9 protein-coding genes are annotated in these 14,441 nt (G+C 48.1%); 4 read left to right on the top strand and 5 right to left on the bottom strand.

Translation table 11 applies throughout. The annotated features are described in order from the left end of the window. Positions 1 to 3 precede the first annotated feature (3 nt). The 3 genes from HHL16_RS14920 to HHL16_RS14910 are packed head-to-tail and all read left to right on the top strand — an operon-like array spanning position 4 to position 2,258. Positions 4 to 489: a nuclear transport factor 2 family protein gene (locus tag HHL16_RS14920; protein WP_169425982.1), complete on the top strand. Its 486-nt coding sequence runs from the start codon at positions 4 to 6 to the stop codon at positions 487 to 489. A 30-nt stretch (positions 490 to 519) separates the two neighbouring features. Further along, positions 520 to 1,521, top strand: a complete 1,002-nt coding sequence (locus tag HHL16_RS14915) for a N(4)-(beta-N-acetylglucosaminyl)-L-asparaginase (protein WP_169425981.1) — start codon at positions 520 to 522, stop codon at positions 1,519 to 1,521. Further along, entirely contained in the window at positions 1,512 to 2,258 is a 747-nt protein-coding gene (locus HHL16_RS14910) for a copper homeostasis protein CutC (RefSeq protein ID WP_206022434.1), read from the top strand. The genes HHL16_RS14915 and HHL16_RS14910 overlap by 10 nt, the downstream gene beginning before the upstream one ends. A 526-nt stretch (positions 2,259 to 2,784) precedes the next feature. On the opposite strand, the gene pyk is transcribed toward HHL16_RS14910, so the two are convergent. From pyk to HHL16_RS14895, 3 genes are all read right to left on the bottom strand, one after another. Continuing rightward, positions 2,785 to 4,278, bottom strand: a complete 1,494-nt coding sequence (pyk, locus tag HHL16_RS14905; RefSeq protein ID WP_169425980.1) for a pyruvate kinase — start codon at positions 4,276 to 4,278, stop codon at positions 2,785 to 2,787. 43 nt (positions 4,279 to 4,321) lie between these two features. Further along, complete coding sequence (gene pfkA, locus HHL16_RS14900) at positions 4,322 to 5,305, bottom strand: 6-phosphofructokinase (protein ID WP_169425979.1); 984 nt, start codon at positions 5,303 to 5,305, stop codon at positions 4,322 to 4,324. A gap of 403 nt (positions 5,306 to 5,708) precedes the next feature. Then, positions 5,709 to 6,818, bottom strand: coding sequence for a DUF2911 domain-containing protein (locus HHL16_RS14895; RefSeq protein WP_169425978.1), 1,110 nt, complete (start codon positions 6,816 to 6,818; stop codon positions 5,709 to 5,711). A gap of 349 nt (positions 6,819 to 7,167) precedes the next feature. Between HHL16_RS14895 and HHL16_RS14890 the strand changes: the two genes are divergently transcribed. After that, the gene (locus HHL16_RS14890; protein ID WP_169425977.1) at positions 7,168 to 8,598 is read left to right on the top strand and encodes a hypothetical protein; all 1,431 of its coding nucleotides are present in this window, start codon (positions 7,168 to 7,170) and stop codon (positions 8,596 to 8,598) included. A 90-nt stretch (positions 8,599 to 8,688) separates the two neighbouring features. On the opposite strand, the gene HHL16_RS14885 is transcribed toward HHL16_RS14890, so the two are convergent. Beyond that, entirely contained in the window at positions 8,689 to 11,100 is a 2,412-nt protein-coding gene (locus HHL16_RS14885) for a transglycosylase domain-containing protein (protein WP_169425976.1), read from the bottom strand. A gap of 181 nt (positions 11,101 to 11,281) precedes the next feature. Beyond that, a complete protein-coding gene (locus HHL16_RS14880) occupies positions 11,282 to 14,401 on the bottom strand; it encodes a hypothetical protein (RefSeq protein WP_169425975.1) in 3,120 nt (1,039 codons plus the stop codon). Positions 14,402 to 14,441 lie beyond the last annotated feature (40 nt).

Here is a 14,441-nt window from a genome sequence, read left to right as displayed (position 1 = left end):
TGTATGCAACGGTACGAACAATTGATAGAAAACTTTTATGCGGCACTCAACAGGCGCGATTACCGGACGATGGCGGAATGTTATCATCCCGATGTGATCTTTTACGATCCTGTGTTCGAGAACCTGAACTTTGAAGAAGTGAAAGCCATGTGGGAGATGCTCTGCAAGCGTGCAACAGATCTTCGTGTAACAGTCAGCAATCTTGATTCTGAAAAACTGAATGAAGACGAAGAGTACGGCTCCTGCCGATGGGTAGCCGAGTACACTTTCACAGGTACAGGCAGAAAAGTGATCAATGTTGTGGAAGCAGATTTCCGTTTCAGGGATGGGCTGTTCATCGAACATATGGACAGCTTCGATTTATACAAATGGAGCAAGCAGGCATTGGGGTTACCTGGCCTGTTGCTGGGATGGAGCGGATTTATTCAGAATCCCATCAGAAAGAAAGCAAAGAAAAGTCTCCGTCAGTTTATGGAGAACCGACAATAGACATCGTCCACAGATCATAAAAAACATCACATGAGTACACGCAGGAAATTCCTGTTTCGTTCTGCCGCCGCATCAGTTGCTGCGCTCGCAGGGAAAAATCTATTCGCAGCAAATCATTCACCTGTAATCAACGATCCCATTGTGATCTCCACCTGGGATTTTGGTAAGGAAGCCAATGCCGAAGCCTGGAAAACCCTTGGCAGTGGCGGATCTGCACTCGATGCAGTAGAAGCAGGTGTGAAGATCCCCGAAGCTGATCCCAATAATCATACTGTAGGATATGGCGGCATGCCCGATCGTGAAGGGCATGTTACGCTCGATGCCTGCATCATGGATGAACAATACAGATGCGGATCTGTGATGGGACTTGAGCACATCGTTCATCCCATTGCGGTGGCAAGGCTGGTGATGGAAAAAACACCACACGTTGTACTCATCGGAGATGGCGCTCTGCAGTTTGCGCTGGCCAACGGATTTCAGAAAGAAAACCTGCTCACCCCCGAATCGGAGAAAGCCTGGAAAGAATGGCTGAAAGAATCGAAGTATGAGCCGGTGATGAATATCGAGAATGCAAAAAATCTTCCCGGAGGGCCATACAATCATGATACTATCGGCATGCTGGCGATGGATGCGAAAGGCCATCTCAGCGGAGCCTGCACCACCAGTGGCATGGCATTCAAAATGCGCGGCAGGGTAGGAGATTCACCGATCATCGGAGCGGGATTGTATGTAGACAACGAAGTAGGTGCAGCCACTTCCTCAGGAGTTGGAGAAGAAGTGATCCGCATTGTTGGTTCACATCTTGTAGTAGAGCTGATGCGTCAGGGGTACAATCCCAAAGAGGCCTGTAAAGCAGCGGTAGAGCGGCTTATCAAGCGCAATCCAGAAAAAGCGAAGACCATTCAGGTGGGCTTTCTGGCGATCAACAAAAAAGGACAATACGGCGCATATGCATTGCAGAAAGGATTCACCTATTCTGTGAAGAGCAATAAAGAAGAAAAAATTTACGAAGCAGAAAGCAAATGGAAGTAGAACAAACAATAACCAGCTCGGTGCTGGAGATCTGTGCATACAATATTCAGTCGGCCATTATTGCACAGGAGGCGGGAGCTGCACGCGTAGAACTCTGTGCCAGTGCGCCTGAAGGTGGCATCACGCCAAGTGCTGGCGCATTGAAGCTTACGCGTGAAAAACTGAGCATAGAATTGTATCCGATCATCCGTCCGCGCGGCGGAGATTTTTTATATGATGATAATGAGTGGCGCATTATGCGTCACGACATTCTGTTGTGCAAATCCATCGGCTGCGAAGGCATCTCCACCGGAGTGCAGCTTGCAGACGGACGAATCGATACCGATGGCATGAAGCGCATCGTTGAATGGGCATGGCCGATGCAGGTGACTTGTCATCGGGTGTTCGACAGTACGCCCGATGCATTCCAATCGCTCGAAGAGCTGATCGGCTGCGGATGCGAGCGAATACTCACCAGCGGACATCAGCCTACTGCGCCGCAGGGCGCTGCGTTGCTGAAGCAACTGATTGAGCAGGCCGATGGCCGCATCATCATCATGCCGGGAGCGGGTGTGCGGGCATCGAATATCCGTGCACTGAAACAGGCAACGGGTGCAAACGAATTTCATACATCAGCGAAGAAGCTGATTCAATCTGCCGTTACGTATCAGAATCCGGAGATCAGAGATACCGGAGATGTGTTCATGGCAGATGCAGAAGAGATCAAAAGAACACTCGAAGAGTTAAGGGCTGTATAACAATTGTTGTGATTGATATGCACGGGCAGCAAAGGGTTGTGATCAATCCGGCTGAAAAATGTGCCCGGCAGTGTAGAATCACAGATCAACTGGTATGGGACCGGATTGGGCAGCGGAATACAACCAGGCTTTTGCGCAACACATTTTAAGGCCTGGATTGCTCACACCCATTGCTGCCCGGTTACAGCATGTGCAACTGCGTAAGGGTTTCCGTCTGAGAGCGGTTGTTGGGCAACGTTACTTAACGATCAGCCCCAAAGCAAAGGTGCTGAAAATCTGCACAATCAGCGGTCAGGCCGCAATGGGATATGATAATCCCGTCCTTAAAATGTGTTGCACAGGCTTTGAAATATATTCTATTGTTCCATCCTCCCAACAAAAGTCTATCGGAGATACAACTCTGTCCGGCACATTTTTCAGACGGATTCTCATATCCCTTTGCGGCCGGTAAAAACAAAAGCAACAGCTACAATAAAAAATCCGGTGCAGCATGCTGCACCGGATCTGTATTTCATCACGTCTATGCTTAGACTATCTTTGTGATCTTGATCACGTTGGTAGGCAGGTGCTCCTTTACTGGGGTAGAACCTGTGTTAACGATAACATCTCCTGTTTTCGCAAATCCGCGCTCTTTAAGGATCTTATGCTGGTCGTGGATGATCTCATCCAGACTTTCTTCTTCATCATAAAAGAAGGCACGTACGCCCCAGCTGAGGCTCAGCTGATTCACCAGAGAACGTTCCTTCGTGAAAATATACAGAGGCGCTTTCGGGCGATAGCTGCTGAGCATAAAGGCTGTGTAGCCGCTCTGCGTCATGCCAATGAGGCCATCAGCCTGTGTGTCGTCGGCCAGCTTACAGGCGTTGTAACAGGCTGCATCGCTGAGGAAGCTGGGAGAGTGAGGCTGTGGTTTGAGATCGTCTTCGCGGTTGTAGCGGTATTCGGTTCTTTCCACTTCGAGAATGATCTTGCGCATGGTTTCCACAACGAGGGGAGGATGTTTGCCGGTAGCAGTCTCGCCGCTGAGCATTACTGCGTCAGCGCCTTCGAGAACGGCATTGGCTACGTCTGTGATCTCGGAGCGGTTTGGTTTTACGCGGTCGATCATGCTCTCCATCATCTGGGTAGCTACGATAACGGGTTTGGCGCGGTGGATACATTTGCGGATGATGTCGCGCTGCGCCATAGGTACTTTCTCTACCGGCAGCTCAACACCGAGGTCGCCGCGGGCAACCATCACACCATCCGATTCGATAATGATATTGCGGAGATCAACCAGTGCCGAAGGCATTTCGATCTTGGCGATCACTTTGGTTTTTGAATTCTTTTCTGCAAGCCTTTTCTTGAGGTCTACAATGTCTTCTGCTTTGCGAACGAATGAAAGTGCCACCCAGTCGAGCTCCTGCTCGATGATGAAAGCCAGGTCGGCAATGTCTTTTTCGGTCATGGATGGCAGTGAGATGCGGGTATCGGGCAGGTTAACGCCTTTCTTGGGAAGGAGAGTACCGCCATACGTTACTTTCACTTTTACATCGCCGTCTTTGGTAACGTCTACCACTTCTACTTCGAGCTTGCCATCGTCGATGAGGATTTTGTTGCCGATCTCAACATCTTCGTGGAGGTTTGGATAAGAAACGTAGATCCTTTCTTTGGTGCCTACTACTTTTTCTTTGGAAGAGAAAGTGAGGATGTCGCCGGGAACAATGGGCAGTGCGCCGTTCTCGATTTCACCAACACGGAGTTTTGGTCCCTGAAGGTCGCCGAGGATGGCAATATTGTAGGGTTCTTTTTTATTGATCTCACGGATAAAGCCGATGATCTTCGCTTTATCTTCCTGACTTCCGTGAGAGAAGTTCAGACGGAAGATGTTAACACCTGCTTTCACCAGTTCGAGCAACTTCTCGTATGTGTCGCAAGCCGGACCAACAGTAGCTACAATCTTTGTACGATGGGTGCTATGGTCCTTACCTGCGGCTTTGTTCATTTCGCCATGCAGATATTTAGTAATGTCTCTAGCCATTTGTTTAGTTTAGATTTTCACCTTGTTCAAATATGTTACGGGGTTAGCTGGCGAGGATCTTCACCATCTTGATCCAGTCTTCACCGATGCGTTGTTTGCTTTTCACGGCTTTTTCGAGCAGTGTGTACTGAAGGCGGTTGTTTACGATGCCTACCATTACATTGTGTTTGCCTTCGATGAGGCAATCCACGGCTGCGTAGCCCATGCGGCTGGCAATCAGCCTGTCCATGCAGGTAGGAGATCCGCCGCGCTGAATATGTCCGAGTATGCAAACGCGTGTGTCTGCCGATGGAAGTCTTTCTTTGATCACTTTAGCCAGTTCATTGGCGCCGCCGAATTCTTCGCCTTCGGCAACCACCACCATGTTCACGAGTTTCTTGCGTCTTTCTTTTTCCTGCAGTGATACAATCAGTTCTTCGATATCGGTTTTGCGTTCGGGGATGAGAATGTGCTCAGCTCCTGTTGCGATGCCGCTATGGAGGGCGATATAGCCGGCGTCGCGGCCCATCACTTCGATGATGAAGAGTCGGTCGTGTGCGTCTGCGGTATCGCGGATTTTATCGATGGCTTCAACAGCGGTGTTTACAGCTGTATCGAAACCGATGGTGAAATCGGTTCCCGCAATGTCTTTATCGATGGTTCCGGGTAATCCGATGCAGGGGATATCGAATTCGCGGCTGAAGATATCGGCGCCGCGGAAAGAACCATCACCACCGATCACTACCAGGCCGTCGATGCCCAGGGCTTTCAGGTTATTGTAGGCTTTCTGACGGCCTTCGGGAGAAAGGAACTCTTTGCAACGGGCTGTTTTCAGCACCGTTCCGCCACGCTGAATGATATTGGCCACACTGCGGGAGTGCATCGGAACAATATCGTTTTCAATGATGCCGGCATAGCCGCGCATGATGCCAAATACTTCCAGCCCATGATACAGACCCGTTCTCACAACAGCACGGATGGCGGCATTCATACCGGGAGAATCGCCACCGGAAGTTAGAACTCCGATTTTCGAGACCTTCTTTGCCATGAATTTAATTCTATTAGCAGTTTGTTATTAATCTTCCAAAAAGAGATAGAAATCGTTAAAAACTTTCTACGTTTTTGCGAAATGAGGTTCAAAAATAAGGTTTTGTTTCCGATACACAAACGTACAAAGCTGAATCGGTGCGAAGTATTATTCGTTATAGTTTTTCAGTATTTATAACGAATGGTTGTAAGCTTTTGTTTGATGATGCAGATACAGTGGATGTTAAAAGTGTGGCGATTTTGCATCCGCTGAAATGCTGTGGCGGTAAGGTTTAGCGGGATTTGCATTTATGACGTCTGTAAAATAGACGATCATTTTCACAAAAGGAAACGGGATAGATCCCCGCAGGTTTTCTGCAAAAGATCCTATCCCGTTTTGAAACAGGTGACTATTTCATGGAAATTTAATTCATGTCTTTACCGTCTCCGAGCAGTTTGATGTACCATTCAATGTTTTTCTGAACGGTTTTATCCGTTGCCTGCGGTAATGCTTTGTTCGCATACTCCAATGCTTTTTTGTAATTGCCGAGCGCAGAGTAGCCGCGCATCAGACCAACATTGGTGGTAAATGTATTTGGACTGCGATCGTAATTCAATTTGAATACATCGAAAGCTTCTTTCGGTTTCTTTTCCTGCACCAGCAATCTCGCATAGTTATGCAGTTCGTCGGAAGTGCCGAGAGAGAGTGCATCTTTCATAATCGCTTTCGCTTCTTCACCGCGATTGAGTTTTTCCAGCAGCTGTGCTTTCACGCTGAGGTTGGGGAAGTTCTTTACACCCACGTACATGCCGGTGAGAGCGTAATCGATCCAGCGAAGCCCTTCGTCGAGATTGGTATTGTTGGTGAGGCAATAAGTGGCGGCCTGGTTGTAAGATTGCCATCCGGGATTGTAACTTCTCTCACCACGCAGTTCATTTCTGAAGGAAGCAATCTGCAGGTTCACCAAATCTGTTTCGATGCGGAGGGGGAAACGCAGTTTCTCCCATGCCAGTTCAAGCGTGGCGCCCGCTTCGGTTTGATTGATGAACTGATATTGCAGCCATTCCACACTGTGGTCATTGGCTACTGGTTTTATTTTTACACGAAGTGCATCTTCTTTCGGATCATAGAAAAAACTGCCCCACGATGTACTGTTTTTTGAGAAGATCACAGTGCTTTCGTTGGGGCCATATGCAATGAAGAATCCGTATTTGCCGGCGGGAAGCGGCTGGCCTTCTACTTTCACATCGGTGGAGAATTCAACGGTGGTATTTTCATTGGCACCTGCGCGCCAGGGAGCAGCTTTGCTGGAACCAAAACCGAGATCGGCAAAACCTTCGTATACCAGTTTGCCGTAAATGGCGCCGTCTCTTCCTTTTACACCGGGACGGTCGTAGTGAACGGTAACATCGGTGATGCCGATGCGTTCTCCAACCATCGCTTTTTTGTTGCCGCCTTCGGGAGTGGTGATGAGTTGTGAAAATGCAGCAGATGCCCAGAGCAGGGCAGAGCAGATAAGTAAAGGCCTTCTCATGTTGTACTGTTTTTAGAATTCTAATTTACCCAAATACATTGGTGGAACGCGGAGTATTTTGATCGTATGCAATAATAAATGGATGAAAGGCTGTAATGAACGGCTGATCCGGAGAGTCGATGAAATTGGCTATGGGAGCGGGTTTGAGAGGATGTTGCTTCTTTGATGGTGATGCATTACCGGAATGAACCTATCAACTGCAGGGTTTGTGGTATGAATGAAATCCTGCAATATTTTCCCACACAAAAATGAAAAAAGACTGCACACTTACTAAATGAAATTGATGATAATATAGAGAACAATTATATTACGCTGCTCAATTCGCCTAAATTCCTTAAACTAATCAGAAATGTTGAAACAATTTTTTGTGATGGCCGCCTTATCCGCCATCCCATGTGCAGGTTTGATCGCTCAGAATACCAATCCATGGCCAGCTACCGGTAAAGTAGGTATCGGTACTACCACTCCGCTTGCCGACCTTCATATTCATGATACCAGTAATGCAACCCTTATCCGTTTGAGTAATCCTATGTATTATTCAGAGATCTATCAGGCCGGGTATAACACTACCATCAAAGCATCTGCGGGTTTTGAAACCTATTTCGGTAACACCAATCCTCAATCATATTTTAGGCTTGGGGGTACAAGTACAGGAACCCAGGGAAAAATTTGGTTTGCCGGAGTCTATGGTGCTTTTATTAACGGTTATCAGGGATTCAAAATAGGCCATGGTGAAAAATATGGCTTCTATACTAATGGAACAACCGGCCAGTTCTATGGTATGGGAGCAGTTTTTACGAATAACGACAACTGGGGTCTTTCTTTCTTCTCTAAAAATGCGACTGTTGATCAGGAATCCATCCGCATTACCAGTACGGGAAGAGTAGGTATCAATACAATTAACCCCGCAACCCAACTGCATGTGAATGGTAATGCCACAGTGAATAATATTCTTTATGGTGATACCACTCACGCAAATTTGCTGCTCAGTAAAACTGGGGGTTCCAAACTTTCATGGGGTACAGACGCAAGCCTGTCTCAGGTAATGTGCGGAGGTCCGGTAACATTGTGGACTGCCGGCGTAGAACGCTTCAGAGTGAACCCTAATGGAGCGATAGGGGTAGGAACTTCATCTCCCGGAGCCATGTTTCATGTAAAAGGAACCATCAAGTTTGAAACGCTCACCGAGAACACCACGCCTGCACGAGTGATCGTATCCGACGTCAATGGCAACCTCGCATGGCGCGATGCAGCCGGAATCGGTGGCAGCGCCAATTCGTGGACGCTGGATGGCGCTACTGTAGGAGCCATAAAAAATTTCGGGACTACCGATAATTTCGACCTTCCTTTCATTACCAATAACACCGAGAAAATGCGCATCAAAGCTGATGGCAGTGTAACTATCGGTACTGCAGCTCCCCGCGGTATGCTGGCAGTAAATGGTGATGTATATGCTAAAAAAGTAAAGATCACGGCTACAGGATGGGCGGACTATGTTTTTGCTGACGACTACAAACTGCCTTCACTGAAAGAAGTGGAAGCCTTCATCAGAAAGAACAAACACCTGCCTGAAGTGCCCACTGCTGCTGAAATTGAAAAGAATGGCGCTGACGTTGGCGAAACACAGGTTACGTTGCTGAAGAAGGTAGAAGAGATGACGCTTTACATCATCGAACAACAAAAACAGATAGAGCAGATGAAAGCCAGTGAAAAAGTTACTTTATCTGTGATCGAACAATTGAAGCGCGATATGGAAGAACTGAAGAAAGCTAAGAAGTAATGCAGAAGTGCATCTTTTCAAGAGTATGACCGATAAAAAAAAGAGCGGCCCGGCAGATCTGCCGGGCCGCTCTTTTTATGCTGAATCATTTTACTCTTTGTCTTTCTTTCCTCCGAAGATGCGTTTGAAGAATCCAGGCTTCTTCTTTTCTTCCTGCTTTGGCTGCGTTGCATTTTCTTTCTTCTCTACAGGCACCTGATTCTTTGCGTTAGTGGCTTCCTGCAATACCTTCTGCTCTTCCATCGCCTGTTTCGATTCTGTAGGGATGTTCTGCGTATCCGGTGTTCCGAGGAAATCATCTGCACCGCCGCTTCCTACATTCTCGCCTTCTGCACCCGGAGGTGGTGTTTTATCGATGATATTGTAGTAGTCGTAGAAGCTTTCGGTTTTCATATTCTCCGGCTGTACAAACTTGGCTGATCTGTCGAGCCCCAGTGTTTTGTCTGCAAATGCTTTCTGGAAGAAATACTCCCAGATAGGACGTGCAGCCTGTCCACCTTCTCCCAATCCATTGTCGAGTCTGATGAAACGATCGTCGCAACCAATCCAAACACCGGCGAGGAGCTGAGGCGTATACCCCATGAACCATGCATCGGAGTTATCGTTGGTGGTACCTGTTTTACCGCCCATTTCGGCTACGCCTAAACGTGAACGGAGGCCGGCTGCTGTACCGAAGTCGGTTACGCCCTGCATCATGCGAGCCATGGTGTAGGCGGTAGCCTGACTGATCACTTCTTTGCGATCGGTATCGAAGCGGGCCAGTATATGTCCATTCTTGTCTTCAATGCGGGTGATGTATACGGGCTTTGCTGAGAAGCCGCCTGTTGGGAACATGGAGTAACCCCACATCATTTCAAACAAACTCAGGTCGCAGGAACCCAGTGCAATACTGGGGTAGGGATCTACTTTCGTTGGAATATTGATCTGCTTCAGAAACTCCGCAAAACGCTGAGCAGTTGTCTGCTTGATAATGTACGCCGCTACTTCGTTCACAGACCAGGCCAATCCGCTCGCCATGGTGCGGGTGCCGGTTTTGCCACGATTCTTTGCAGGCACATAACCGAAGCCAGGGAAATATTGCTGGGTGGCTTCACACTGTGTTTCGGGTGTGAATCCGTATTCTTCCACTGCCAGCGCATAGAGGTAGGGCTTGATAGATGAACCCACCTGACGCTTGGTTCTCAGATTGGCGTGGTCGTACTTGTAGTTCTTGAAATCGATACCGCCTACCCATGCTTTCACCTGTCCGTTCTGAGGATCGGTTACCATAAAGGCAGTCTGCACCATTTCGTGATGATACTTGATAGAATCGAGTGGCGACATCACTGTATCTTTCTCACGTTTCGGATTCCAGGCAAACACTTTCATGCTCACTTTGGTGTTGAAGCTCTTGCGGATTTCATCGTCACTCATGCCTTCCTTCTTCATGTTATCCCAGCGGTCGCTGGCTTTCATGGCTGCTTCCAGCACTTTTTCCTTTCCTTTCCATACAGCATCGGATTTGATGTTCTGCTGGCGGCTGAGTGCGCGTTGCAGCACAGGCAGGTGTTTGGCCACCGCTTCTTCTGCATAGAGCTGCATGCGTGGATTGATGGTGGTATAGATGCGGAGACCATCTGCATAGAGATCATAAGGTTCTCCGTTCTCTTTCTTGTTCTCTTTGCACCATGCTTTGAGATCGCCACGGAGCACATCGAGGAAGTAAGGAGCGATACCATTGTTCTCATCCATTTTATTGTAGTTGAGACGGATGGGTTCCTTCTTCATATCATTTGCAGATGCTGCGCTGAGATAGTTGTTGCGCACCATCTGATCGATCACCGTATTTCTTCTGTCGAATGCCAGTTTGTAGTTGGTGCGTGGATTGTAAGTGGATGTTGCTTTCTGCATGCCCACCAGTACTGCTGCTTCGGGAACGGTGAGGCGATCCGGTTCTTTTGAAAAGAATGTGCGCGATGCATTGCGGATGCCGTAAACGTTATCCGAGAACGAAACGGTATTGAGATAGAGCGCCAGTATCTCCTGTTTGGTGAAGTTGCGCTCCAGTTTGATGGCAATGATATTCTCCTTTATCTTCTGAATGATGCGGAGGAAGATATTGGTAGCCCGGCTGTCGAACATATTCAGCGCCAGCTGCTGTGTGATGGTACTGCCACCACCGTCGCGGCCCAGTTTCAGAATGGCGCGCGAAAGGCTTCTGCCGTCGATGCCGGAGTGATCGTAAAAGCGTTCATCTTCTGTGGCCACCAGTGCATCCACCACGTGTTTGGAGATGTCTCCGTATTTCACGTAGCTGCGGTTGCCGCGGTCCCGGAAATATTTTCCCATCGGAGTACCGTCGTCGGCAAATACTTCGGTAGCCAGCGTAATGGATGGGTTTTCCAGCTGGGCCAGTGAAGGCATTTTACCAAATACTCCGAAATTGATCAGCACCAGCAGCAGTATCACTGCCAGTGTTCCGTATAAAAAGATGCGCCAAAAGATCCGTACTGCTCGGGTCATATAAAGAAAATTAACATTTTAATCTGCTATCAGGGTTGCTACTTCAAAGCAAAAATTGCACCCGAAAGATATATCAAACGGTTTCAGGTGCAAAGGCGATCCGCGAAAATGCGTAAAATATTGTTAATGCTTTAAATCTGTCAGTTTACGGAAAGGGTAAACTGACAGATTTGCGAGTATTTTAGAATCGTCCGGGGAAGGATTCAGCCAGCCATTTTCTGTAGGCTTCCACATCTTTGGTCTCTCTCAGCAGTTCCAGGTTCGGATTGGTGATGATAATGAAATTGTATTTGCTGGTTGGCAGCCAGGGGATTTCAACCGGTGCCGCTTTGCGGGCTTTATCCAGATAATCCAGTGCAACGGCTGCGTTCTCGAAGCTTTGCATCACTACCAGTTTCACAGTGTCGTTCACTACTTCATTGGAAATGCTGATCGGCTTATTGTAGAACTTCTCTTTGTTGTAACGGTTGTAGGCGTTGCGCGCTTCGGTTACATACACATGATCTACTTTGGTGAGCACAATGGCTACCGCATATTTGGTGTGCAGATCGAGCACATAAGATTTTTTACCTGCTGATTCTGCGTCGTAGTTCACATGCAGGGTATCGAGCGGATTGATGTAAGGAAGCTCTTTCTTCACCAGTCCGGGTATGGCCGTACTTGGCGCTACGCCTGGCTTGATGGAGATGGTATCTTTTCCTTTCGCAGGTTCTTTCTGTCCTTTGATCTTAGTGGATGAGTAGTCTTTATCTGCAATAGGTTTCTCTTCTTCCTCTTTCTTTGGTTCTTCAACTTTCGGCGGCTCAGGTTTGATCGCCGGTTTCACCACAGCCAGTTCGTCGGAAGGCAGTGCGAGACTATCGTCTTTCGGTCTTTCGATTTTCAGGTTGGTGAGATAATCTTCAATTTCTTTTCTTCTTCCCAATACATCTATCAGCGTCTGTGCTTTGGCAGCCATGGGCGTACCGTTGTAGAGACTTACGATCTGTCCCAGTACAACTTTGGCGGTATCATCCTGACGGGCATGGATATGATAAACGCTTTCGATATAGAGCAGCTGGGGCGTCCAGTAATTGGTTCCATAGATGCTGTCGGCGGCTTTTTTCTGCGTGAGCGCTTCGTTGAAATTGCCTTCGATGAAGAGATTGTAAATGTTCTCGTACTTGCGAGTGGCGGCTACTTTCTCGGCATTGCTCTTAGGATCGCCATCGGGATGGCTGAGCTTCTTCTCAAAGTCGGAGCCGGGATATTGCTGCTTCAGCGTTTGCGCTATTGAAGTGGCTTTGGGCTGCTGACCTGTTTTGAGGTAGCAATAATACAAATGATATAATGCTTCGGCTTTGTTTTCGCTGTATTGGAAGCGCTGGAGGAAATGTTCCAGCACATCGATAGCAGAGTAGTAATCTTCAAAACCTTCCTGCAGCAGGATGCCCAGTTTCAGTTCCGCTGCTTCGATGGAGTCGAGAGAGACTTTCAATTGCGGTTCTGTGAGCGGGATATTTTTCATCAGGCCATCGAAAGAAATGGCTGAGTTTTCGTCGGTAGCTGCATTTCCGTTGTTCGCGGAAAGATCGCCGGTATTGTTGGGGTCGTTGCCTGGGGCATTGCCCGCGGATTGCTGCATGGCAGCGGCTCTCCGCCAGTTGTCCACGTTTTTGCGGTTGCCCCATCTGCTTCGGAAAGCAGTGAATCCTTTCGATTTGAGCGATGAATTGTAAAAGTACCACTCACCTTTTTCATTGCTGCTGCCAAAGAGATCCGGGGCAGGTGCATTGTTGTCTTTATTGAGGCCGATCGCCTGGTTCTGCGAAGCGGCACCGAAGTTCTCTTCCTCGTCTTTCAATCCCTGTTTCTTGCGGAGCTGGCGGGCCAGTTTTTTTACAAAAGCATTGCGTTCTGCTTCGGGAAGAGCGGCGAGTTTCTGCAGACTGTCTTGTCTGGAAATGATGTTCTCCTGATCTACCAGTGTGGCCAGTTTGGATCTTCGGTTGGCGAATGCTTCGATACCCAGCGGGTGCAGGTCGGGGATGGTTACACTATCGTAGAAGTTCTTGCTTTCTGCATATTTCTTTTCGCCGTAAGCAATATCGCCGAGCTGCATCCATGCTCTGGAATTGACGTCGCTGGCGGTTTCCGGATTTTTGAAGCGGGTAGCGATAAGCAGCAGTTGTTTGGCTCCATCGAAATTGCTTCTTTCCAGTTCGATCTGTGCGGCTGTGAAATAAATGATGTCGCGGTAATTGCGGTAGCGTTCTCTGCGCGCCATTTTCACCAGCGCTTCGATATTTTCATTGATTATTTTATCGTCTCCTTTTTGCTGGCGGATGCTGTTGAGGCGCGCATGCACTTCCAGTACCGGATTGAGTGTATGGTTCACTACACGGTTGTAGAAGTCGGCTGATTGCGCATGTTTGTCCGATCTTTCGTAGAGCTGCGCAATGAGGTATTCCCAGCGAGCTTTCTCTTCTCTGTTGCCGGCATTTTCGAGCGCGAGTTCGAGATGCACCGCTGCACTGTCGTACATCTGTTGCTGATAGAAATAGAGGGCATGCACTTCTTCGAGTGATGGATGAAGGCGTGCAGGAAAGAAAGGATCATGGCGAAGCGTTTCGATCAGCCCCGCAGCTTCGGGCATTTCGTCTTTGGCAATCTGTGTGCGCACCTGCCAGATGAAAGACTCGTTGCGGCTGGGCGCCCTGCTCCATACTTTCTGAGCGAGGGTGCGGTTCTCTTTGGTAGAGATGGTAAATGCGTTGCCTCCTTCGGAAGCGTTGCTGCCGATGGGAATATCGTATCCGTCCTTCTCCTTGGGAGCGAAGGCGTAGTTGATGTATTGAAAGGTGAAATAGGCGGTGTCGAAATTCTTCTGGAAGTAGAAAGCCTGACCGAGAATCATATATAAATTATCGATCCAGCTGTTTCTGAGGTCGTGAATGAGAATACCGGCATTAGCTTTGTAGAGAACCGAGTCTAAATCCTGATCCGCTGCAGTTGTTTCCAGGTCGTAATTATAGAAGGAGAGGAGTTTGTTGTAATCGTCGCGGTGTGCGAGCTTGGCTCTTTCGAGCAACTGGGCCAGCCTTTCTTTGGCGTTGAAATGCCAGTTGAATTTGGTTACACCGTTTTGGGTGAACTTCCGCCAGAGGGTAAATTTCTTTTCTTCCGTTTTTTCGGAAGGAAGTTTTTTGTCCTCATATTTGGCAGGTTTTTTCAGATTGAAAGACCATGCCTGGGCGGCCAGTTCCTGATGAAGGAAGCAGCAGCAGCTGATTATGATGGTTAACCGGTATAATGCCTTCATTGATAACGCAAACTAAATCCTTAATAACGAATAGAGAATT

The organism is Pseudoflavitalea sp. G-6-1-2 (assembly GCF_012927185.1).
In the GTDB taxonomy this organism is placed as follows: domain Bacteria; phylum Bacteroidota; class Bacteroidia; order Chitinophagales; family Chitinophagaceae; genus Pseudobacter.
The sequence above is the reverse complement of the archived record's forward strand: the minus strand, read 5'-3'. Positions and strand labels throughout refer to the sequence as shown.

Coding starts and splice junctions, on each gene's coding strand:
- HHL16_RS14920 (WP_169425982.1), top strand. CDS start 4: ATGCAACGGTACGAACAATTGATAGAAAACTTTTATGCGGCACTCAAC.
- HHL16_RS14915 (WP_169425981.1), top strand. CDS start 520: ATGAGTACACGCAGGAAATTCCTGTTTCGTTCTGCCGCCGCATCAGTT.
- HHL16_RS14910 (WP_206022434.1), top strand. CDS start 1,512: ATGGAAGTAGAACAAACAATAACCAGCTCGGTGCTGGAGATCTGTGCA.
- pyk (WP_169425980.1), bottom strand. CDS start 4,278: ATGGCTAGAGACATTACTAAATATCTGCATGGCGAAATGAACAAAGCC.
- pfkA (WP_169425979.1), bottom strand. CDS start 5,305: ATGGCAAAGAAGGTCTCGAAAATCGGAGTTCTAACTTCCGGTGGCGAT.
- HHL16_RS14895 (WP_169425978.1), bottom strand. CDS start 6,818: ATGAGAAGGCCTTTACTTATCTGCTCTGCCCTGCTCTGGGCATCTGCT.
- HHL16_RS14890 (WP_169425977.1), top strand. CDS start 7,168: ATGTTGAAACAATTTTTTGTGATGGCCGCCTTATCCGCCATCCCATGT.
- HHL16_RS14885 (WP_169425976.1), bottom strand. CDS start 11,100: ATGACCCGAGCAGTACGGATCTTTTGGCGCATCTTTTTATACGGAACA.
- HHL16_RS14880 (WP_169425975.1), bottom strand. CDS start 14,401: ATGAAGGCATTATACCGGTTAACCATCATAATCAGCTGCTGCTGCTTC.